Source organism: Pseudomonas sp. GW821-FHT09A09 (genome assembly GCF_059418405.1).
In genome coordinates this window covers 228,894-250,218 of record NZ_JBWKPU010000002.1, presented here as the reverse complement: position 1 = coordinate 250,218, position 21,325 = coordinate 228,894, and the positions used below count along the sequence as shown (strand labels likewise).

Genomic DNA, 21,325 nt, shown 5'->3' with positions numbered 1-21,325 from the left:
TTACTGGTCCTGCTCGGTTGAATCGTTTTGTGGTCGCGGCATGTCCTCGTCTGCTCTGTAGGCGCGGATGTCGATCAGTGCCGCGACGTGTTTGATATGGGCGTACCGCAACGCCTTCACACTGTGATCCAGCGTGGTCACGGGTAACTGAATCCGCCCGCTGTTGATCGCCTCGGTGAAGGTCTTTTCGTTGAGGTTCTTGAAGTAATGCACGCGCAGCTTTTCCAGGGGGATAAGCACGTCGCCGAAGAGTTGGTGCAGCATCTCGACGGTCGCGCTATCCGGCGCGGGTTGCAGTCGTAGCGGTGTTTGGCTGGTGTTGCTCATGGGCTGCGGCCTCCTTGCGTTTGAGTCGTGAAGGGTGGTTCCAGGCGTTCAGGCAATGGCGTTTGGTCAGCTCCCGCAGATGCTCCGGCACTTCGAGGAGCGCAGCGTTGCGCTCCTCGCGTGTGCCCATGGCTACAATCTGGCGGGCGTACTCCCTAGGCCGCGTCACGGTTGTCTGCCGGGATGGCTGGCAGTTCGAGGCCCAACTGATCGGCTAGCCAGCGGATACCGGCTTGGCGGACCTTGGTCGACTGGCTGTACTGCATGCCCGCCGTCTCGTGGTACCAGTTGCTGTCCTTGACTCGTAGGTACTCGCGATCACGCACCGGGAAGGCCGGCAGATTGCGGTCGTTGAGCAGGCCCTTTTGACGCATGAGCCCGATCAGCTTCGGGCGACTGAGGCCGAAGTACTTGGCGGCTTTTTCAAGGCTACGTTCCATCTCGGTCTCCTAGGCTGCATGCGCGGCGGGTGTCGCCACGGCGGCCAGGTGGGTGATGGATTCGGCCACCATGGAATAGATCTCCACGTCGCTGCCGTACACCGTGAAGCACTTTGTGCGCGGCTTTCTGACGCCGATGCTCATGATGGTGGTGATGCCGGCGCGGGTTTTGTTGCGGTGGATTGCCAGGTTGATCGGTTGCTCGAAGCCCATATCGAGACTGAGCGCGCCGCCGGTTTGCACCAGGTCGAATACCTGCTGCTTGTGTTCGGTCTCGAATACGCCGTACCGGCGGTCTGCGTGCGGCAGGGACGATGGATCGGTTGGGGTGGTGGGCCCGTTGACGATTTCCTCAATGAAGTCCGCAAGCTTGAGGTGCATCTTCTTGGTGTTGGCCAGGGTTAGCGTGTGGCGTTCGCTGCCCAGTTCAACGGTGAAGTGCGTGTCGACTTTGCGGCGCTCGACGTTCAGGCGGAAGGCCAGGGCCTCACGCTGTGCTTCGGCGCGCAGCTGGTGGTTGAAGGTTTGGGTCAGGCTGACTTGGGCCTTGAGCAGGGACAGGGTACGGTTGTCGAGTGTGTACTTTTTCATGCCGCTCGCCCTCCGCCGTTTGGATCGAAGGGGGCGGGTGCGTAGCGCTGGCTCAGCTTGGGTTTGGACGCGATGAAGGCGCAGCCGCAGTCTTGTGCCAGGCGGCGAATTTCGAAGATACGGGAGGGGTTAGCAGCGGCCGGGTGGACGTGCAGGGTGGCTGTGGTGTGCATGGTGTTGCCTCGCTCTGTGGTGGAAGAGTGGGCAAATAATTAACCATAAAGGTTAATTTGGTCAACAGAATTAATCTTTATGGGTTTTTGGAGGTGGCGGCCAGATGATGGCATATGGCGATCATCCATTGGTAAGATGGGCGGAAGAGAATTTTAGCTAGGGAGTGCTTTGCTTGAGTGAATATTTCGAAATTGCCTACGCCGTGGCATCAAAAAGGCTGTGTCTGTTTACTGGTACGGGTTTTTCAAAGGCTGTAACGGAAAATAGAGCTCCTGGTTGGCAAGAATTACTGGAGATAATATCAGGGTTTACATCTAATCCTGTTGCATTGAAGCAGGCGTTATTCCCTGTTCTAGGTCAAAATCCGCTAAGTCTAGAGGAGGCCGCCCAAGTTATTTCAATCGAACTGGGCAAGGTGAATAGAGATATTCATTTAGAAATAGCGGCTGAAATCGGAAAGCTTGTACTTTCGGGTGATAATAGCGCAATTATTAATTTTCTGTCCAATTACAGTTTTGATGCGGTTACCACTAATTACGACTTGTTGTTAGAAGCGCTGTCAGGAGTCGGGTGTCACTCCATAGCACCAGGCTTGCCAATACCTCGTTCTGAGGCACGAGTAAAGGTTCATCATGTGCATGGGTCTGTAAATAGTCCCAAGAATATGGTTGTTACATCTGAGGATTATTTTAAGTTCATAAATGGTGAGTCTTATTTTTCTAGAAAGCTGAGTACTGTTCTGCATGAGAATACTGTTGTTATTCTCGGTTACTCTTTGGGTGATACAAATCTTAAAGCGATTATAAATGAGTACAAAGGTTTCTCTAAGAGTCATGTAATAGGTTCTAATATATTTCTTGTTTCCCGTTCTGCCGTAGCCCAGCATGTTAAGGATTACTACTCTCATTGCTATGGTATTCGTGTTTTAGATAACTTGAATGTACATGAGTTCTTCTTGAAACTGAATCAGTACATGCCTGCGGCAATGCTCTGTGCTCAGCCATCATTAAATAATATTCGGCAGATTTTGTATGGTGGTATGGCTTACACGCCAGCCTACTTGAGTTCGGAGAACTCCTTCTACGAGATAGTCTCTTCATTCTCTGCTGTGGGTGTAAGCATTAATCATCAGGCTGTAGTTGATTGTCTGGGAAAAATTATTCAGACTAAAATATCTTTAACGTCGGTAAACGGGGCTTGGGATCAATATCATCAAATGGCAAAATGGTTGGTGTACCTTGGAACAATTCTTGAAATAGCAGGGACGTCTATACAGGATATCTATCTGTCTGCGGTGCGTGCATCCATGAGTACTATGAGGAGTGGTTACTACTTGGGGTACTCTTGGGATGCTTATTCGTGTTGGTATGGGAAATGGAATACTTTGATCTCATCTAATAGAATTCTGATTAGGAACTATATTCATGCCAATCTTCTATGGGGAGATGCTTTGACTGTGGTTAATCAATAATTTTAAGGGATGTCTTAAATTGTGCGTTGCAATATCTGACAGGGATTATAAGTCAGAAATTTTCCATCGCGCACGCCCACAAATACTCCAATCTTCAGTCATTCGGATAATACGCTCAGGCCAATCGGGGTTCAGAGCGTACAGGAATTGCTCATTTCCTTCCTGCTTTAACTGTTTGAGTGTTGCTGCCTGATCTCTGGTTCTTTTAGCCGCAACGAAGTGGCCTGGCAGAGCCTCCAGCGCAGGATCAATGACGATTTTGTCACCTTCCATAAATTTAGGCTCCATGCTTATACCTTCTACGCGAAGAATAAATGCCCTTGGTCCGACAGGCCCCGGAGCATCGATCCATTCCTCCGCATCTCGGGGATCAAAGAGGCCTTCCGATTCACACCATGCTCCGGCAGCAATTGATCCGATCACCGGCAATTTACGTCCCGTATGGCTGAGAACAGTAGCATTGTTGAACTCGCTAAGCCCGAAAGGCATGTCCAGATAGCCATGGTGGAGCCCCAGCGCTCGTTCAATCTCACGAGCAATCTGGTTCCCGATTCCTTTAGTCGGGTTTTTTCCTCCGAACGCGCTTACTTGGGCCGGGGCTTTGCCCAAACGATCGGCAATATCTGTAAGGCGGAGCTTTTTCTCGGCCAAGACTCTTCGGAAATTTTGTAATCGAGTGTCTGATATTTTCATTTGAGGATTTTGGCTGGATTAACCTTTCAGGTGAATGTCCTTTTGGGTATTGAAAAAAATAACCCTAAAGGTTATTTTGTGGCTCGGAGGTGAACGACATGAATTTACGTGACTACATCAACAGTTTGGATCGTGAGGCGCTTGCGGCCTATGCCGAGCGATGCAGCATAGCTCTTAGCTACTTGCGCATGCATGTCAAATACGCAAGCAAGGACCCCAGCGTTTCTCTGATCAAATCCTTAGCCCGCGAGAGTGAAGCATGCGTTTCATTGGCTGAGGTACTCGAACATTTCGGCGTCACTGAAAAAGCTCCAGTAGACAAGATCCCCTAGCAAGAAAAAAGGCGACCCACAGGCCGCCCAGTTCCTCCCGGCACACACCACCACAGTGCTGTCGGGTCGCGACAAAGGTAGGAGGGCACACCACATGCAAACCACCTCCCTTTATCGCGCTGCCAAGACACGGATGTCTTGGGTTGCTGCCTTTTCCACCACAGATTAGGCAGCTGTTGCGCCAGAGGTGAACAACGGATTGTTCGCCTCGGCACGGTGCCGGTTTCGATCCCTAAGATCTGGCCGGCGTTTGGGCCCTTTCAAGCCACGCGGCAAATGTATCACCACTGCATGTCGCGGGGCACTGGCAACTTCGTAGGATTAATGCCATGAGCCGAGTAGTTTTAAGCTGTGTTGATCGAGCGCAAAGGGAAGTTTTGACGCTCGAATTAGCTCTGTACCACGCCGCACGGGACTATCCCGGTGGTGCCGCTGCAATCGCCGCCACCACCGGTCGAAATGCCACCACGCTGCAGCACAAGTTGTCTCCTACCCACCCGTCACACGCCATCAACATTCAAGAGTTCGGCGAGATCCTCGAACTGACCAAGGACCGTCGTATCCTCGATGCGGTGCATGCATTGGTCGGTGACACAACCTGGCAGGAGCTGGCTGAAACCTATACCAGCGATATGCCCGAAACGCTCACCACTGGAATTGCCTCGTACTTCCGGCAGGTTGCCGACCTGGCTGATACCTGGGCCAAAAGCATTGGCGACGGTGTTGTGAATGACCAGGAGCTGGCCGAGATCCGCCTGCAGGTGTTTCGCGGAATCCAGGGGCTGCTGGGGATGTTCAACCGCGCCAAATACGTCAACCAGACTACTCGGGGGACGGACCGTGGCTGATATCGCTGACTTTGCAAATGACCTGGTGCAAGAGCGGATCGATCAAGCCGTGGCTGCGCGCCTGGCGTTGATGTCCAACGCGGCACCGTATTCTCTGATGTTCTGCGACGATTGCGACGAGCCTATTCCGGAGGCGCGCCGTTTGGCACAACCCGGTTGCACACTCTGCGTTGGCTGCAAGGCCGCTGATGATCTGAGGGCTTCTCGTTATGCTCGATGACGTACTCAATCAGTTCGCAGACTTCGGTCTTGAGCCCGCGCAGCCACTGGTATTTGGCAAACTCACTCGCTGCAAAACCACCCAGGACAAGGGTAAGGAAAAAAACGGCTGGTACGTCATTCACGAGCACCGGACTGAAAAGAACGAGATGCTGATCTTTGGCAGTTTCGGTGATTGGCGCTCAGGCGATACCCAAAAGATCAAGGTCAAGGCCGGTCGCATGAGCCCCGAGGAGCGCGAAGTCATGCGCGCTCGCCAGGAGGAGGCCAAGCGCAAGGCCATCGAGATCGCCGCCAACGCTTCACGCCGGGCGGCCAACCGTGCAGCCGGCCTGTTCAAGCGCATGCCCGAAAAGGGCAAAAGCGCCTATCTGGATCGAAAGCAGATCGTTGGCTTCAAGGTTCGCTATGCGCCACGCACCGGCGCATTTTTAGTGCCTATGTGCAACGTACGCGACCAAATTGTCGGCCTGCAGGTGATCTTTCCTGCCAAGCAAGAAGACACCGGGCGCGACAAAGCCTACTGGCCCTACGGCATGTCGAAGGAGGGCGCCTTTCACCTGATCGGCCCACACCCTGAGCCCGGTGAGCCGGTGCTGGTGTGTGAGGGCTACGCTACGGGTGCAAGCCTGCATATGGCGACTTCGCTGACCGTCGCCATCGCCTTCGATGCGGGCAACTTGCTGCCGGTCTCCAAGGCCATGCGCGAGCGTTTCCCCGGCTGCCCGCTGATCATCTGTCGCGATGACGACTGGAAGACCAAACGCCCCAATGGCGATCCCTGGAACCCAGGTGAAGAGAAGGCGGCCAACGCAGCGCTGGTCGTTGGCGGTCAAGTGGTCGCCCCGGTGTTCTCCGGTGAGCGACAGACCAAGTGGACCGACTTCAACGACCTGCATGTCGCTGAAGGGTTGGAGGCTGTCCGCCGCCAGGTGCTGGCGGTAGTCAAGCCTCCTGCAGCTGGCGGCTGGAAAGACCAGCTCGCCCGCACCGAAAACGGCTCCCTGATCGCCCACATGCAGAACGTCGAGCTGATCCTGGGCAATGACGAACGCTGGGCCGGTGTCATAGGTTACAGCGTGTTCAGCTCCAAGATCGTGAAGCTGCGGTCGGCGCCTTTCGGCGGCGGTGCCGGCGATTGGGCCGACATTGACGACATGCGCGTGATGAAGTGGCTCGCTCAGCAGTACAACCTGCGGGTGAAGGCGTCTCATGTGATCGAGGCGGTCAGCGTGGTTGCCCATGATCACGCATTCCACCCAGTTCGCGAGTACTTGGAGAAGCTCGAGTGGGACCGCGTACCGCGCATCGAAACCTGGCTCACTGATGTGCTGGGCGTACACGCCAGCGAGTACTCGGCCAAGGTGGGCAAGCGCTGGCTGATCTCGGCGGTTGCCCGGGTGATGCGCCCAGGTTGCAAGGCCGACTCGGTGATGATCCTCGAAGGCGGGCAGGGCGCTGGTAAGTCCACGGCCATGGGTGTACTCGGTGGCGAGTGGTTCATGGACACACCTTTTGCCCTCGGCGACAAGGACAGCTTCCAAGCGATTCGCGGCAAGTGGATCGTCGAGCTGGGCGAGCTGGACAGCTTCAACAAAGCTGAAAGCACCAAGGCCAAGCAATTTTTCTCTGCATCGACCGACACCTACCGCGAGAGCTACGGCCGCAGAACGAATGACGTGCCACGCCAGTGTGTTTTCGTGGGCACCACCAACCAAGAGGAATACCTCAAGGACGCCACGGGCAACCGCCGCTACTGGCCGGTGTTCTGCAACAAGGTCGACCTGGAGCAACTGCGCGAGATCCGCGATCAGCTATGGGCCGAGGCGCTGTTCTGCTTCGAGGCCGGCGATATCTGGTGGGTGAACAAGGACGAATCCAAGATGTTCGCCGAGGCCCAGGATGAGCGCTTTGTGGTGGATGAATGGGAAGGGCCAATCCTGGCGTGGATGGAGGAGTCGCAGATCGGCGAGACCGCTACCGGCAACGAGATCCTCACCCAGGCGCTCAAGCTGGACTTCGGCCATTGGGGCAAGCCAGAGCAGATGCGTGTCGGGGCGATCATGCACCGCCTAGGTTGGCGCAAGCGGCGCATGCCGGCCTTGCCGAAAAGCGGCGTGCGGCCATGGGCCTATGAAAAGCCTGCGGGATGGGGGCGTGCGTCTGCGTTGCAGCAGTCAGTGATCGAGGAGCCTTGCTTCGATGATTAAGCGAATCGACGAGATGCTCAAACTATGGGCCCAGGATCTGCACTCGCCCGTGCGGGACAACGTGGGCGGATCGAGCGGCGGCAACATGATTGCCATGCTGATGGAGTGTAAGGGCGAGTTGATACGCGGCACACGTGGCAGTCGGGTACTGCTGGATGAGTCGGCGGACATTGAGCTGATCGTCAGAAAACACCTTCCACCTCGGCTTGCCCTCGTCGTGTGGGAGCACTACTGCAACCACGAAAGCTTCCTGTCTCAGAAGCTTTTGCACTGTGTATGCAGCTCGCGGACTTACTACATGCGGCTGCATGACGCCCATGTGTTCATCCAGGGGATGCTGATGGGGAAAGCTGCATGACCCTGGGCATCACTCCGTGTGCCCTTGTCCTACTGTCCCGCCTTGTCCGACTCGCATTTAGCGCAGTTGGACAGGCGCAGGCCGCGCCGTTGTTGGCCTGTCCTACCGCCCGACCTTTACACGCCCCACGCACACATGAGCATAGCGGGCACGTAATCGCGCCCATGGCGCGCACGCGTGCTTTTAGCTTTCTTTCTATACACAAGAGAAAAGGGAAAAAGGTAGGACAGTAGGGCAGAGCCCCGTATTCAGGCGCCTGTAGCTGTCCTACTTCGATCCAGGCTAGTGGGACACGTAAGACATTGCACCAGAAGCGATAGCCGATTGAATGCGTTGTCCCTGCGTTGCACCTGCGTCATACCTGCATTGCACCCGTATTGTGCTATGGCATTAAAACCAGCTTGCTGCCAGTAAAATCCACCTGTAAAAAGTACCCATCTTCGATAGGTGCGACCGCAAGCAGCGGGACTCACCACCACACTGAACCCGGCCATTGCGCCGGGTTTTTGCGTTTATGGGGTAGGGCGATGACGAACGAGCAGCAAGCGCTTATTGAGATGCCGATCTGGATGGTGATCGTACTGTCCCTGATCGGTGGTATTTCCGGCGAGGCCTGGCGGGCCGATAAGGCGGGGGTGAGCGGCTGGTCCTTGGTTCGCCGATTGCTCCTTCGGTCCGGAGCCTGCGTGGTCTGCGGACTTTCCACCATGATGCTGCTGCACGCTTCGGGCATGTCGGTCCTAGCAGCGGGCAGCATCGGTTGCCTCACCGCGATGGCCGGCGCCGATGTTGCCATCGGCTTGTACGAACGCTGGGCCGCCAAGCGCTTGGGCGTGTGCGATGTGCCGCCATCGGGCAGCGGTCAGGCGTGACGTGCTGAAGGCCACGGAATACGTGGTCTGTAGCTATTCGCACCAAAATGAAGCCCAGAAAAGTCGCCGGGGACCCTGACGGCATTCGAGGGGCACGGGGCATGAAACCCGCGGGAAAGCGTTAGCGGCAGGGCAGCCAGCTTACTGAAATTCAATCCATTGAAATTGAAAGGCTCCATTGAAAAGCCGTTGAAAAAGGAGGGCTCATGACAGAACCAACCTACCTGTCAAAGAGCGCTTTCGCGGCTCGCATCGGCAGGTCACCCAGTTACATCACCTGGTTGAAAGATAACAACCGCCTGGTGCTATCGCCCGACGGCAAAAAGGTCGATGTTCTGGCCACCGAAGCCCTTATCGTTGAAACAGCCGATCCAAGCAAGGCCGCTGTATCGGCTCGTCATCAACAGGCTCGGATCGAGCGTGACGTTCACAGCCAACTCAGTCCCCTTGCCGAGCCGACTTCCACGGCTGCGCCGCAGCCAATGGCTACCGCTGGAAAACCTGTCGATTTTCAAAAGGCTCGCGCGCACCGCGAGTACTACCTGGCGCAGCTAGCTGAGATGGAGTTTCACAAGGCTCAAGGCTCGATGGTCGAGATCGTCGCGGTTCAGTCGGGGGCCTACAACGCTGGACGCATGTTGCGCGACACCCTCTTGGGCATGCCGCCCCAATTGGCGCCGGAACTGGCCGCTATGACTGATCCGTGGGAAATCGAACGACGCCTGACGGCAGCCTTACGGACAAGACTCGAAGAGGCCAGTCGCATGTCCGCAGAGGACTTCGGTCACACACTCGAAACCAACTGGGAGGTGGTTGATGTCCCTGGCCAGAACTGATGGCGCGGAGGTCTACCGCGAGGCTTACTTCCGAGGTATGCAGCCTGATCCAGATGTGTGGATTGATGAGTGGGCAGATGAGTACATGCGCATACCACGCGACACCGGCGCCGCCGAGCCGGGTCAATACAGAACGTCCCGGACGCCATACGCCCGTGAGCCGATGCGCTGCCTTTCACCGGCACACCCGTGTAAACGAGTCGTCACCATGGTGGCCTCGCAGTTGATGAAAACGCAGATTGCGCTGAACTGGATCGGTGGCTTGATCCATATGGCACCGTCCAACATTCTCACACTGCTGCCCAGCTTGGGCCTGGCCAAGCGGGTGTCATCTCGGATCGGCAAGACCATAAAAGCCACGCCAGTTTTGCGCGAGCGTGTGGCGGCGAGCCGCTCGCGGGATTCACGCAATACGATGGACACCAAGGAGTTCGAGGGCGGCTCGCTGTATGTCACCACTGCCGGCTCTGCGGCCAACTTGGCCGAGTTGTCGGCACGCTACATCTACGGCGATGAAGTTGATCGCTGGGAGGTCGACGTGGGCGACGAGGGTGACCCTATCGAACTGGCGGAAACGCGTGGGAGTACCTTTGGCCGCAACGCCAAGTTCTACTTTTCGAGCTCACCGACGATCAAGGGCGCGTCACGCATTGCTGATCTGTTTGAATCCAGCGATCAGCGGTATTACTACGTGCCATGCCCACACTGTGGCCACATGCAGGTGCTTGAATGGGAGAACCTTCTCTACTCAGCCGACTTTAGCTTGGTGCATTACAAATGTGCTGCGTCCGGCTTGGACTGCGATGTGTTGATCGAAGAGCACTTCAAGGGGCAGATGTTAGCCAAGGGTGAATGGCGCTCCCACAGTCCGGGCGATGGGGAGACAGTGGGCTTCCACCTCAACGCACTCTATTCGCCGCCGGGTTGGATGGATTGGCGGTCGCTGGCTAAGCAGTTCGAAAAAGCCAAAAAGGCCCAGGCCAAGGGTGACCTTGAGCCCATGCAGGTGTTTTACAACACTCGTCTGGCAAAGGTCTGGGACAGTGCACAAGAGCAGACCAAGGCATCGGTCCTGATCGAGCGGGCTCGTAAGGAGGGGTTCTCCCTCGGTGCGATGCCTGCTGCCGTGATGATGATCACTGGCGCTGTCGACGTGCAGGCCGATCGCCTGGAGTTCATGGCAATGGGCTGGGGTGTAGGCATGGAGCGCTGGGTCATCGATCACCGAGTAATCGCCGGTGACCCATCAGATGAGCGTACCTGGGCTGTCCTCGACGAGTTGCTCAAGGAGCGCTACCGACACCCTTGCGGTGTAGGCCTGGGCATTCTTGCGGTTGCTGTCGACTCCGGTGGTCACCACACGGATGAGGTCTATCAGTTCTGCCGAGTGCGGCGCTGGCGGAACATTTTCGCCATTAAGGGCGCGAGCAAGCCCGGTAAACCGGTGATCGCTCAGCGGCCTTCGATGGTTGATGTGACATGGAAGGGGCAGACCGAGCGCGGCGGTGCCGAGCTTTGGTTTGTCGGTACAGACACTGCAAAGGACTGGATCTACAACCGCTACCCGTTTGAGTCTGGCCCTGGTGCGGTGCACTTTGCCAACGACCTGCCGGATGAGTTCTTCGCCCAGTGCGTGGCCGAGCGAAAGGTCGCTAAGTATGTGCGTGGTCACAAGCGTATCGAGTGGATTAAGGGCAAGGCCGAGCGCAACGAAGCGCTCGACCTGATGGTGTATTGCCTGGCAATGGCGCATTACCTCGGCATCAACCGGTATCAGGAACACGACTGGGATCGGGTACGAAACTCTCTGGCCCAGGCCGGCTTGTTCGATGAAAAGGCTATTACCGCCGAGCGTGTCACGGTCTCCGAGCAGGCTCCCGTGATACCGCAACCAGCGCCGCAACCCGCTGCCCCGATCTCCCAACCGCGACCCGCTGCACCCCCTCAACGCCGCAGTTCAACAAGTGGTTACCTGAAGAGACGCTGATATGTCGTTTACCCCGAAGCACCTCGAAGCCATCGAGCGCGCTATTGCGCGCGGTGAAAAGACCGTGCGCTATAGCGACCGCACGGTGGAGTACCGCTCCATCGACGAACTGCTGAAGGCCCGCGACGAGATCCGCACGTCGCTGACCAACGCCGCCGGGCCGCGCTCTCGCGTGGTTCGGCTTTCCCACGGAGGCAAAGGACTCTAATGGCCCGACATTATCCGACGCTGACCCGTAATGGATTCTTGCTGCCGTCGAACATCAAGGCCAGTTACGAAGGCGCCGGGGAGGGCCGACGTTCGGCCAGTTGGGAAGCCACCGACAACGGCATCAACAGCATCAACACCCCGGCACTGCGCAACCTTAGGGCTCGCTCGCGGGCGGCGGTGCGCAATGACCCGTACGCTTTCAACGTCATCGACAAGCGCGTCAGCAACCTGATCGGCACGGGCATTACGCCCAGGCCGACCACGGACGATGCCGACCTGCGCAAACTCCAGCAGCAGCTGTGGGATGACTGGGTGGATGAAGCGGACGCCGATGAGCTGACTGACTTCTACGGCATGCAGGCCCTTGTGGCCCGCACCGTCGAAACGGCCGGTGAATGCTTTGTGCGGTTGCGGCCGCGCAGCACAAGTGAAGGCTTGGCGGTGCCGCTGCAGCTACAGGCGCTGGCGCCTGAATTTGTCCCACACGACAAGTTCGAGATGGCTAAAAATGGCAACGTCATCCGCGCCGGGATCGAGTTCAACCCGGCCGGCAAGCGTGTGGCTTATTGGATGTACCTGTCGCATCCACGTGATTCGTCGTCGTTGAACGCGGGTTACAACCAGTTGGTGCGTTTACCTGCAGCGCAGGTACTTCACATTTTTGAACCGATGGAACCGGGGCAGTTACGCGGCGTGCCGCGTCTGGCGCCAGTGTTGAAGCGCCTGCGTAGTCTGGATAACTACGACGACGCGGTGTTGTTCCGCCAGGAAGTGGCGAACCTGTTCGCAGGGTTCATCAAGCGGCCACCACCGGAAGCTGGGCCGCAGCCCCGGGATCCAGTTACGGGGCAGTTGCTGACCACCGACCGCGACGGGTTCACGCCAATGGTTGCCCTGGAGCCCGGCACCATGCAGGAGCTGGGGCCAGGTGAAGAGGTGGAGTTCTCCAAGCCACCAGATGCCGGCAACAACTACCCGGATTTTATGCGGCAGCAACTGATGGCTGCGGCTGCGGGTTCGGGCACGCCTTACGAGATCCTCACCGGCGACATGCGCGAGGTCAACGATCGGGCGCTGCGGGTGGTGCTCAACGAGTTCCGTCGGCGACTGGAGCAGCTTCAATTTGGCGTGTACGTGCATCAGCTGTGTCGCCCGGTGCGGGCGGCCTGGATGGACATGGCGGTGTTGTCCGGCGCCTTGGTGTTTGAGGACTACGCGCAACGTCGACGCGAATACTTGCGTACGCGTTGGGTACCGCAAGGGTGGGCCTACATCCAGCCGGTTCAGGACGTACAGGCGCGCCAAATGGAGGTGCGGGCGGGCTTTGCCTCACGCAGCGAAATGGTGCTGCGTACCGGCTACGACGCGGAAACGGTCGATACTGAAAACGCGGCTGATCTTGCTAGAGCCGCGGGCCTCGGCCTCAACTACACGACTCTTGAAGCCATCGAGACGATCGATGACAAGGAACAACCATGAGCAAAAAAACGAAACCCCGTGTTTATGACAAGGCGGGCAAACAGGTCAAGGTGGCCGATAAGAGCTGGTACACCGTCCAGGCCAGCGGCGAGGCCGAGCAACGCAGCATCGAGATCTTCGTCTACGGCGAAATCGGCGCCTGGGGCATCACCGCTAATCAGTTCGTACAAGCGCTGCACGCCATCGATGACGGAGTATCTCCGGTGATCGTTGCGTTCAACAGCATCGGCGGTGATCTGTTCGACGGCCTTGCGATCCACAACGCGCTGTCACGCTTGGGCGAGCGTTGCACCGGTCGGATTGATGCGTTGGCAGCCAGCGCGGCCAGCGTGGCGGTCTGCGGCGCTCACCGGGTGGTGATCGCTGCCAACGCGATGTTGATGATTCACAACCCGTACACCTTCACCGGAGGCGATGCCGAAGACTTTCGCCGCGTTGCCGATGTGCTGGACCAGACCCTGGAAGCGATTATCGCGGCCTACAAGGCTAAGGCGCCGGATATCGACGAAGCTGAGCTGCGGCGCATGGTCAACGCTGAAACCTGGCTCACCGCCAACGAAGCGGTGGCACTGGGCCTGGCCGATGAAGTGGGCGACGGCCTCAAGGTCAGTGCCTGTCTCGGCCAGGGCAGCGTGTTGCAGCGGTTCCAGCATGCCCCGCCTGAGCTGCTCGCCCAACTTGATGAAGATCCCGAGGCCGAGCCGCTTGAGCCGAACGTTCCACCGGAACCGGTCCCCGTGCTGGATGCGGTCAAGCTGGCACTTCTCGTCACCCAAGGTTGTGCTGCCGCGGGCATCAGCAACCTGGTGGACCCGATTCTTTCCGCGACAAAGCTGGAAAGCGAAGCAGTAATTCAGGCGGCGCTGACCAAAGCCAAAGCCCTGCACGGTTTGTGCGTTGCCGCACGACTGCCTGAGCTGACGGGCGAATTCATCACCGCTGGCCTGGACGAAGCCGCAGTTCGTGCGAGGCTGTTCGACAAATTGGTGGGCAGTGGCGGTGGCTTTGAAATCAACAACAGCCTGCCGCTGGATAACGACCCCGTACCTAAGGTCCAGGCCAAACAGGCAGACCCTCACTCGATCTGGGCTTCCCGTCAGGCGGCTCAGAACGGAACCTCGAAAGGAGCAAGAGCATGAAAACTGAATCGATGCACGCGGGAGAGTTCTTGCTCTCCGAAGGTCCCGGCACTATTTCTCGCGAGGCGATCAACGTAGCCGCCGGCCCTGCGTTAGAACCCGGCCAGATCCTCGGGTTGGTCACCGCTACGGGTGAGTTTGCGCCATACGACCCCACCGCTGAAGACGGCAGCGAGAACGCCAGTGCGATCCTCTATGGACCATTAAGCATGTCGGATGTAGTACGCCGTGGACGTGCGGTAGTGCGTCAGGCCGAGGTCAGTGAAGCACATTTGACCGGTCTGGATCCTGCTGCTGAGAAGGCGCTGGACGCAAAAAACGTGATCGTCCGCTAAGGCGATTTGCCTAAATCTTTCAGCCCGCACTTGGCGGGTTTTTTGTTTTCTGGAGACCGGTTCATGGCTGACATTCAAATCTTCAACGACGATGCTTTTTCGGTGTCTTCGTTGACCGCCGCAATCAACGAACAGGAATACGTGCCCGGGCGCATCGGCAGCCTGGGGTTGTTCCAAGAGGAGGGGATTACCACCTTGACGGTACAGATCGAAAAGGACGGTGACACCTTGGCCTTGGTGCCGGCGGGTGAGCGGGGCACGTCCGGTCTGGTGGTCGGTGGTACCAAGCGTACTCTGATCCCTTTCAATACCGTACACCTGCCACAGCGCTTCACCATCAAGGCCGATGAGATCCAGGGTATCCGCGCCTTCGGCACGCGTTCCGAGCTTCAGTCGGTACAGGACGTGGTCAACAAGCGACTGGCCAAGGCGCGCCGGCAGTTGGACGTTACTCACGAATTCCAGCGCCTCGGCGCGCTGAACGGCAAAATCTACGATGCCGACGGCAAGACGGTGCTGCTCGATTTGTATGACCGTTTTGGCGTGAAGCGAAAGTCGTTATCGATGGGCTTGGTTGGCGAGACGAAGTCGTTTCGCGTGCAGTGTGGCGAGGCATTGGATATGCAAGAGGACGCATTGGGCAGCGTCACCCGCAGCGGATCCCGTGCTTTCTGCGGCAAGAATTTTTGGAATGCTCTTTTGCAAATTGATGAGGTGAACAAAACTTACCTCAACACCCAGCAAGCAGCTGCGCTGCGCGGTGATGCCCGCGAAAGCTTCGACTACGGCGGCATCACCTGGGAGCGTTACCGCGGCAAAATCGCTGGGATGACATTTGTGCATGATGACAAGGCACTGTTGATTCCTGAAGGCGTGCCGGATTTGTACATTTCGGTGTTCGCGCCGGCGGACTACATGGAAACGGTAAACACCGAAGGTGTTCCGTACTACAGCAAGATCGAACCGCTGCCCTTCAACAAAGGCATGGCCGGTGAAGCCCAATCCAACCCGCTGCATATGTGCACGCGGCCACTGGCGCAGATCCTGCTGGAAATGTGACCGTGGCCTTCCGCGATCTGATCGAGGACATCGACGACGTGGTCTTCGAAACCCTGGGCGACACCGCCCAGATCGAAGGCCGCGCCGAGCCGCTGTTGGGAATGTTCATGGCGCCATGGACGGCGCCGAAGTTTGGCAAAACCCAAACGGCCATCCGAGAGCCGCGCTTTGAAATTCGCGTGCGTGATTCTGACGGCCTGAGCAAAGGCCTGCGTGTCACTGTCGATCTGCCTGTTCTGGACGGCGGCGGGGAGTATGACCTGCTGCAGCTGGAGCCCGGTGGTGATGGCCTGGTGGCCCTGATCTTGAGGAAACGTCCATGAGTGTCGGCAGCTACGCACAGCAGAAGCGCGACGGTGGATTGATCAACATTCAGCCGTCGCTCACAGATCTGCAGCGCTTCCAGGACTTCGGTCGGCTGGTGCCAAAGGCAGCAGCCGCTGCACAGCGGCGAGCGATCAACAAAACCCTCGGGTGGCTGCGTACCCACATCGCCAGGGCGGTGGGCAAGCAAGAGCGCATCGCCATTGGTGCGGTCCGGCAGCGTTTGCGGGCCTATCCAACCAGTAGCGGTGCAATGCGCGGCAAGCTGTGGTTTGGTCTCAACGCCATCGAAGCCAGTCGGATCGGTCGGGCGCGTCAGTCCGGCAGAGGTGTTTCGGTGGCGGGGCGTCGCTACCAGGGGGCTTTTTACAAGAAGGTCTACGGTAGCAGCGCTGATATCTGGATCCGTACTGCCAGCAAGCACTTCAACAGTGAGGACTACCCAGAGGCGACTCAGGGCCGGCGCCGTAGTGGTTTCGTCGAGGAAAGCGACAATCGCTTTCCCTTGGCCAAAGCCAAGGTCTCGCTTGAACAAGCCCGCCCGCACTTTGATGCCTGGATCAAGCGCGCTGATGAGCAGTTGCTGGTGATCCTCGAGCAAGAGCTCAATTACGAACTGCAGAAGTACCTGAAGGGGAGCGCTAATGTCCGATGAACCGTTCAGCCTGAGCCAGCTATACCAGGCTATCGAGCAACACCTCGCGGAGCATCTTTCGGGCATTCAAGCGGTGGTGTTTTGGCCGGAGATCGAGGAAAACCGAGGCATCCCGTTGCCCTCTGTGTTCCTCGAAATGGCCGAATTTGAGCCGGGCATCGATACCGGTACCGGTGAATCCAGCCTGGTCTGTAAGTTTGAGGCCCGGGTGATTGTTGACCCGATCAAGCCCAATCATCACGAGCAGGCCGTGCACCTGGTGTCGCAGCTGGCGGTGCTGCTCCGACAGCAAAGCTGGGGCCTTGACGTCAACGTCGCGCAATTTGTGCGCGCCACTCAGGATTGGACCAAGCCTGAACTGGATGGCTATGTCGTCTGGGTCGTTGAGTGGACTCACCAGGTCTATCTGGGGGTTGAGGTTTGGCCTTTTCCCGAAGAGAAACCGAGCATGCTCAAACTCAACCTGGAAGCTTACCGGGGCAATGATGTTCCTGGCGGTGCGCCATGAGCTGGGCCCAGGGCGAGCATGACCGCATGATCGCCGCGATGATCATGCCGTGCGTGGTGGTCGGGGTGGATCTGATGGCCCCGGCCGTGCGGGTCAAGTCGGGCGATTGGGTCAGTGCCTGGGTGCGCTGGCACAGCCAGGCCGCGGGCAAGGCCCGCCACTGGCGTGCGCCGAGCCTGGGCGAGCAGGGGATTTTATTCAACCCCAGCGGCCAGGCCGGTATGGGGACGTTTGTTCCGGGGTTGTACGGCGGCGCCGGTGCTGCCCCGGATAATCGCGATCACGTCGAGGTGTGGCGCTTCGATGATGGGGGTTCCCTGGTCTATGACTGGGTGGCCAAGAGCTACACCATCACCGTTCCCTCGGGTACGGTGAGCATCAAGGTCGGGGAAACTGAGGCTGACGTTACGGATAACGCGGTGACGGTCAAGACCGCCAACGTCAAGTTTATTGCTGACGTGGCTATCGAAGGGTCGTTATCCGTAACGCAAGACGTATCGGTCACGGGCGCTTTGCATGCGGTGCAAGACATCACCAGTGCCGGCAAGATCCTCGACGCAGGCGGCAACAGCGCAAACCACAAACACTAGTCGTTCAATTTCACAGGCCCGCCGCGCGCGGGCTTTTTTTGTGCCCGGGGGAAACCATGGCCAAGACTTCTGAAACACCAGTCGCCGGCGCCGAGCCAAGCTCAACGTTTCGCGACAAGCTCTACACCTCGCGCACCCTGATCCTGCCCCGCAGCGGCCGCCCTCTGGCGGTATTCAAGGCGCAGGTAACGGTACAGGCAACGGACGCCGAGGCGCTGGAGTATCTCAAGGCCCATGAGGAATTCGAACTGCTGCAGGAGTGATCTAGATGATCGGAATGGACCGCCACACCGGCCAGCCCATTTCGGGCCTCGCGCGTCTTCGACAGAGCATTGAGGACATCCTGAGCACCCCTCTAGGCAGTCGCCGGCAGCGCCCGGAGTACGGCAGCAAACTGCGCCGGTACGTGGACCTGCCGGTTAACGAGGGGTGGAAGGGGGCCGTTCAGGCCGAGGCGAGCAGGGCGTTGGGGCGCTGGGAGTCGAGCTTGAAGTTGGAGCGCTTGCAGGCTGTCTCTGTCCTGGGCGGGTTGATCAAGATTCAAGTCAGCGGTAGCTACCTGGGCGACAGCGTATTTCTAGAGGTAAGTGTATGAGTATCGTTGACCTGTCGGAGTTGCCGGCGCCGGACGTGCTTGAGCCCCTGGACTTTGAAGAGGTCTACACGGAGTCGCTCGGTGTGTTCCGTGAGTTCATGGGCGACAACTGGAGCGCACCGCTTGAAAGCGATCCGGTGGTCAAGTTGCTGGAAGCCGGCGCCTATGCGCGCATTGGTGATCGTGCCCGGGTGAACGATGCGGCCAAGGCGCTGATGTTGGCCCATGCGATCCGGGGTGACCTCGATCAGCTTGGGGCGAACGTCAACACGCCGCGCCTGGTAATCCAGGCCGAGGATCTGCGCGCGGTTCCACCGGTGGAAAAGATCACCGAAAGTGACGACGCTTACCGCGAGCGTATCCAGATGGCCTATGAGGGCCTGACCACTGCGGGCCCCCGCAACAGCTACAAGCTTCATGCCCGCAACGCTTCGGCCCTGGTGGCGGATGCGTCCGCTGAAAGCCCCGCGCCGGCATGCGTTACGGTAACGGTGCTGGGGCTGGAAGGCGATGGGTCAGTCGGTCCCGATTTGCTGGCCGTGGTTGCAAAGGCCGTCAATGATGAAAACGTCCGGCCGCTGGGCGACCGGGTGACGGTGCAAAGCGCCCAGGTGCTGCCGTATCGAATTGATGCAGTGCTGTATATGAAGGGCCCAGGCCCTGAAAGCGCTGTAGCGCTGGCCGAAGCTGAAAGGCGCCTGGCGGCCTGGATCAACCCACGCAAACGCCTGGGCGTTGAGGTGGCGCGCTCTGCTGTAGACGCGCAGCTCCACGTACCAGCGGTTTCGCGGGTCGAGTTGATCGGCTGGCAGGATCTGGCGCCTACAGAGGCACAGGCGGCGTTCTGCACGGGTTGCAGCGTCAAGCTGGGGGAGTGACATGAAAAGCCTACTCCCGATCAATAGCACACAGCTGGAGCGTGCCATTGAGGCGGCGAGTACGGATCAAACCGTGATCCCGCTGCGCTCGCTCTACAACCCCGCGACGTGCCCCGTTCATTTGCTGCCCCACCTTGCGTGGGCCTGGTCTGTCGATCGCTGGGACGATCGTTGGACCGTGGCGGCCAAACGCAACGCGGTACGGGCGTCGTTTTATATCCACTCACGCAAGGGAACCATCGGCGCGCTGCGCCGTGTGGTCGAGCCGCTTGGCTATCTGCTGGAGGTGATCGAGTGGTGGCAAACGGTGCCCGAAGGCCTGCCCGCGACATTCGCCTTGCGGGTTGGCGTACTCGACACCGGTATCACCGAAGAAATGTTCGGTGAGCTTGAGCGCCTGATTGACGACGCAAAGCCCGTGAGCCGGCATCTGATCGGCCTCGACATAACGCTAGAAACGCGCTTGGACGCCTATGCCGGCTTCGCTGTTTATGACGGTGATGAGATTGACGTTTACCCCTGGGCCAACCCGGATATCGACGTGGTGATCCAGGGGCGCACAGGCGTTGGCGAATACACCCTCGACGAACTGGATGTGTACTCACATGGTTGATAAAAACTCTATTTTTGGCGGCATGATCACCACGCAGGGGGCCGCCAAGAAAACCAACTGCGATGCCCTGGGTATTCCGTGGGAGCCGCGTTACATGTTGATCGGTGATGCGAACGGCACCGACCCGGTGCCCAACCCTTCGCAAACCAAGCTGGTCAATCAGGTCCACCGCGCCCAAATCAATCAGCTGCGGGTGTCTCCGACTGACGCCAATGTGCTGATTGCCGAGGTGGTATTGCCGCCTGACGTGGGCGGATGGTGGGTGCGTGAGCTGGCACTTGAAGACAAGGACGGTGTGTTTTCTGCGGTGGCCAACGCGCCGCCGAGTTACAAGCCGGTGCTGGCCCAGGGATCGGGGCGTAATCAGGTGGTGCGGATGCACATCATCACCAGCGGCACCTCGAACATTCAGCTGAAGATTGACCCGTCGGTGGTGCTGGCAACGCGTCAGTACGTCGATGAGGCGGTTGGCGGGCTTCTGCCGGCGAACAAGCCGGCCGGGACTTACACCAAAGTCACGGTCAATGACCGGGGCGTTTTCGTGTCTGGATCCAACCCGACGACTCTGGCGGGGTACGGCATTACCGACACGTACACCAAGGACCAAATCACGGCGATGATCGCCCAGGCCTCGGCGCTGCCAGTGGGCTCGGTGATCGCGTTTCCTGTAAACAAGCTACCCCCGGGCTTTTTGGCGCTGGACGGCAGTGTTCAAAACGCAGCGTTTTATCCAGACCTGGCCACGTTCCTGGGTGGGGCGTTCAACAAGGGTGATGAGGGCGCCGGGAACTTCCGTTTGCCTGAGTCGCGCGGTGAGTTCCTGCGTGGCTGGGACCATGGGCGCGGGGTGGATGCCGGGCGAGCAATTGGCTCTATGCAGCTCGATAGTCTGCAAGGTTTCCGCATGGAGACGATGCGGACTAAGGATGGCACGGCCTGGGGTAACGATAGTGCCGGTGCTGGTGATCCGGCGCCCGGCCCGCCTCTCGGCACAGCCACGCCGGGCACAAGACCGCGTAATTTAACGGGAGCTTTCGTAAGTGATGGCGTGAACGGCGTACCCCGTGTTGGCTCGGAAACCCGCCCGCGCAACATGGCGGTTATGTGGTGCATCAAGGCTTGGAACGCGCCGATCAATCAGGGAAACATTGATATTGCGGCATTGGTGCCTTTGGCAGCGCAGGCGACCGAGATCAATCAGGGAACGGCAAAGGTCGCCACTGCTGCGCATATGCTCGATAGCGCAAATGATTCGGTCATGGTTACGCCGAAAAAACTGCGCCTTGGTTTTCAGTTCTCCCCGACGGCTACCGGCTACATCGCTTTTCCGAGCTGGATGGGTGGTTTGATCATTCAGTGGGGCGCTGTTTCGATGGCTCAAGACTCCACAGCAGTCGCAACCATGCTGATTGCCTTTCCTACTGCAAACTTTTGGGAAGGTGCTACGGGGAGCATTAACCGAATCACGGGCGGCACTACGCAGTCGGGTACTAACGTGACCGCTAGAACGCTTCAAACAATCACAATTGCTAATGACGATGCAGCGCAAGTCGTCAGGTGGCTCACGGTGGGGTACTAGCGC

General features: G+C 58.3%; 28 protein-coding genes. 23 read left to right on the top strand and 5 right to left on the bottom strand.

The genetic code is table 11. The annotated features are described in order from the left end of the window. From AC07OV_RS02700 to AC07OV_RS02685, 4 genes are all read right to left on the bottom strand, one after another. On the bottom strand, nt 1–327 hold the full coding sequence (locus AC07OV_RS02700) for a pyocin activator PrtN family protein (RefSeq protein WP_495091470.1): 327 nt from the start codon (nt 325–327) through the stop codon (nt 1–3). 155 nt (nt 328–482) lie between these two features. Next, complete coding sequence (locus AC07OV_RS02695; protein WP_495091469.1) at nt 483–767, bottom strand: phage antirepressor KilAC domain-containing protein; 285 nt, start codon at nt 765–767, stop codon at nt 483–485. A gap of 9 nt (nt 768–776) precedes the next feature. Further along, on the bottom strand, nt 777–1,358 hold the full coding sequence (locus AC07OV_RS02690; protein ID WP_495091468.1) for a hypothetical protein: 582 nt from the start codon (nt 1,356–1,358) through the stop codon (nt 777–779). Beyond that, nucleotides 1,355–1,531 carry a hypothetical protein gene (locus tag AC07OV_RS02685; RefSeq protein WP_495091467.1) on the bottom strand — a complete coding sequence of 59 codons (177 nt, stop codon included), beginning with the start codon at nt 1,529–1,531 and terminating at the stop codon, nt 1,355–1,357. Before AC07OV_RS02685 ends, AC07OV_RS02690 begins: the two co-directional genes overlap by 4 nt. Before the next feature lie 173 nt (nt 1,532–1,704). Between AC07OV_RS02685 and AC07OV_RS02680 the strand changes: the two genes are divergently transcribed. Continuing rightward, nucleotides 1,705–3,003 (top strand): SIR2 family NAD-dependent protein deacylase, encoded by a 1,299-nt coding sequence (locus AC07OV_RS02680; RefSeq protein WP_495091466.1) that lies wholly within the window; start codon nt 1,705–1,707, stop codon nt 3,001–3,003. Nucleotides 3,004–3,048: 45 nt separating this feature from the next. On the opposite strand, the gene AC07OV_RS02675 is transcribed toward AC07OV_RS02680, so the two are convergent. Beyond that, nucleotides 3,049–3,696: a LexA family protein gene (locus AC07OV_RS02675; RefSeq protein ID WP_495091465.1), complete on the bottom strand. Its 648-nt coding sequence runs from the start codon at nt 3,694–3,696 to the stop codon at nt 3,049–3,051. A gap of 98 nt (nt 3,697–3,794) precedes the next feature. Between AC07OV_RS02675 and AC07OV_RS02670 the strand changes: the two genes are divergently transcribed. From AC07OV_RS02670 to AC07OV_RS02565, 22 genes are all read left to right on the top strand, one after another. Continuing rightward, the gene (locus AC07OV_RS02670; RefSeq protein ID WP_495091464.1) at nt 3,795–4,028 is read left to right on the top strand and encodes a hypothetical protein; all 234 of its coding nucleotides are present in this window, start codon (nt 3,795–3,797) and stop codon (nt 4,026–4,028) included. Between the two features lie 329 nt (nt 4,029–4,357). Next, nucleotides 4,358–4,876, top strand: a complete 519-nt coding sequence (locus AC07OV_RS02665) for a phage regulatory CII family protein (protein WP_495091463.1) — start codon at nt 4,358–4,360, stop codon at nt 4,874–4,876. Next, complete coding sequence (locus tag AC07OV_RS02660) at nt 4,869–5,096, top strand: TraR/DksA family transcriptional regulator (protein WP_305386393.1); 228 nt, start codon at nt 4,869–4,871, stop codon at nt 5,094–5,096. Before AC07OV_RS02665 ends, AC07OV_RS02660 begins: the two co-directional genes overlap by 8 nt. Beyond that, nucleotides 5,086–7,305 carry a VapE domain-containing protein gene (locus AC07OV_RS02655; RefSeq protein ID WP_495091462.1) on the top strand — a complete coding sequence of 740 codons (2,220 nt, stop codon included), beginning with the start codon at nt 5,086–5,088 and terminating at the stop codon, nt 7,303–7,305. The genes AC07OV_RS02660 and AC07OV_RS02655 overlap by 11 nt, the downstream gene beginning before the upstream one ends. Beyond that, nucleotides 7,298–7,663, top strand: a complete 366-nt coding sequence (locus AC07OV_RS02650) for a PA0613 family protein (RefSeq protein ID WP_495091461.1) — start codon at nt 7,298–7,300, stop codon at nt 7,661–7,663. The genes AC07OV_RS02655 and AC07OV_RS02650 overlap by 8 nt, the downstream gene beginning before the upstream one ends. A gap of 527 nt (nt 7,664–8,190) precedes the next feature. Then, the gene (locus AC07OV_RS02645) at nt 8,191–8,535 is read left to right on the top strand and encodes a phage holin family protein (protein WP_495091460.1); all 345 of its coding nucleotides are present in this window, start codon (nt 8,191–8,193) and stop codon (nt 8,533–8,535) included. A 206-nt stretch (nt 8,536–8,741) separates the two neighbouring features. Further along, on the top strand, nt 8,742–9,371 hold the full coding sequence (locus AC07OV_RS02640) for a terminase small subunit (protein WP_495091459.1): 630 nt from the start codon (nt 8,742–8,744) through the stop codon (nt 9,369–9,371). Beyond that, nucleotides 9,352–11,358 (top strand): phage terminase large subunit family protein, encoded by a 2,007-nt coding sequence (locus tag AC07OV_RS02635; protein ID WP_495091458.1) that lies wholly within the window; start codon nt 9,352–9,354, stop codon nt 11,356–11,358. Before AC07OV_RS02640 ends, AC07OV_RS02635 begins: the two co-directional genes overlap by 20 nt. A 1-nt stretch (nt 11,359) precedes the next feature. Next, on the top strand, nt 11,360–11,566 hold the full coding sequence (locus AC07OV_RS02630) for a phage head-tail joining protein (RefSeq protein WP_126570066.1): 207 nt from the start codon (nt 11,360–11,362) through the stop codon (nt 11,564–11,566). Next, a complete protein-coding gene (locus AC07OV_RS02625; protein WP_495091457.1) occupies nt 11,566–13,047 on the top strand; it encodes a phage portal protein in 1,482 nt (493 codons plus the stop codon). The genes AC07OV_RS02630 and AC07OV_RS02625 overlap by 1 nt, the downstream gene beginning before the upstream one ends. Further along, nucleotides 13,044–14,186, top strand: a complete 1,143-nt coding sequence (locus AC07OV_RS02620) for a head maturation protease, ClpP-related (protein ID WP_495091456.1) — start codon at nt 13,044–13,046, stop codon at nt 14,184–14,186. The genes AC07OV_RS02625 and AC07OV_RS02620 overlap by 4 nt, the downstream gene beginning before the upstream one ends. Then, nucleotides 14,183–14,521 (top strand): head decoration protein, encoded by a 339-nt coding sequence (locus AC07OV_RS02615; protein ID WP_122771732.1) that lies wholly within the window; start codon nt 14,183–14,185, stop codon nt 14,519–14,521. The genes AC07OV_RS02620 and AC07OV_RS02615 overlap by 4 nt, the downstream gene beginning before the upstream one ends. Before the next feature lie 63 nt (nt 14,522–14,584). Continuing rightward, nucleotides 14,585–15,580 (top strand): major capsid protein, encoded by a 996-nt coding sequence (locus AC07OV_RS02610; RefSeq protein WP_495091455.1) that lies wholly within the window; start codon nt 14,585–14,587, stop codon nt 15,578–15,580. Nucleotides 15,581–15,582: 2 nt separating this feature from the next. Further along, nucleotides 15,583–15,903 (top strand): head-tail joining protein, encoded by a 321-nt coding sequence (locus tag AC07OV_RS02605; protein ID WP_495091454.1) that lies wholly within the window; start codon nt 15,583–15,585, stop codon nt 15,901–15,903. Beyond that, nucleotides 15,900–16,559, top strand: a complete 660-nt coding sequence (locus tag AC07OV_RS02600; RefSeq protein WP_495091453.1) for a hypothetical protein — start codon at nt 15,900–15,902, stop codon at nt 16,557–16,559. The genes AC07OV_RS02605 and AC07OV_RS02600 overlap by 4 nt, the downstream gene beginning before the upstream one ends. After that, complete coding sequence (locus AC07OV_RS02595; RefSeq protein ID WP_495091452.1) at nt 16,549–17,067, top strand: hypothetical protein; 519 nt, start codon at nt 16,549–16,551, stop codon at nt 17,065–17,067. Before AC07OV_RS02600 ends, AC07OV_RS02595 begins: the two co-directional genes overlap by 11 nt. After that, nucleotides 17,064–17,657, top strand: a complete 594-nt coding sequence (locus AC07OV_RS02590; RefSeq protein WP_176995555.1) for a phage baseplate assembly protein V — start codon at nt 17,064–17,066, stop codon at nt 17,655–17,657. The genes AC07OV_RS02595 and AC07OV_RS02590 overlap by 4 nt, the downstream gene beginning before the upstream one ends. 56 nt (nt 17,658–17,713) lie before the next feature. Beyond that, the gene (locus tag AC07OV_RS02585) at nt 17,714–17,920 is read left to right on the top strand and encodes a hypothetical protein (RefSeq protein ID WP_259174918.1); all 207 of its coding nucleotides are present in this window, start codon (nt 17,714–17,716) and stop codon (nt 17,918–17,920) included. A gap of 5 nt (nt 17,921–17,925) precedes the next feature. Beyond that, complete coding sequence (locus tag AC07OV_RS02580) at nt 17,926–18,252, top strand: GPW/gp25 family protein (RefSeq protein WP_495091451.1); 327 nt, start codon at nt 17,926–17,928, stop codon at nt 18,250–18,252. Continuing rightward, the gene (locus AC07OV_RS02575; protein WP_495091450.1) at nt 18,249–19,130 is read left to right on the top strand and encodes a baseplate assembly protein; all 882 of its coding nucleotides are present in this window, start codon (nt 18,249–18,251) and stop codon (nt 19,128–19,130) included. Before AC07OV_RS02580 ends, AC07OV_RS02575 begins: the two co-directional genes overlap by 4 nt. Before the next feature lies 1 nt (nt 19,131). Continuing rightward, on the top strand, nt 19,132–19,743 hold the full coding sequence (locus AC07OV_RS02570; protein WP_495091449.1) for a phage tail protein I: 612 nt from the start codon (nt 19,132–19,134) through the stop codon (nt 19,741–19,743). Continuing rightward, nucleotides 19,736–21,322 (top strand): phage tail-collar fiber domain-containing protein, encoded by a 1,587-nt coding sequence (locus AC07OV_RS02565; protein ID WP_495091448.1) that lies wholly within the window; start codon nt 19,736–19,738, stop codon nt 21,320–21,322. Before AC07OV_RS02570 ends, AC07OV_RS02565 begins: the two co-directional genes overlap by 8 nt. The last annotated feature ends 3 nt before the right edge of the window (nt 21,323–21,325 follow it).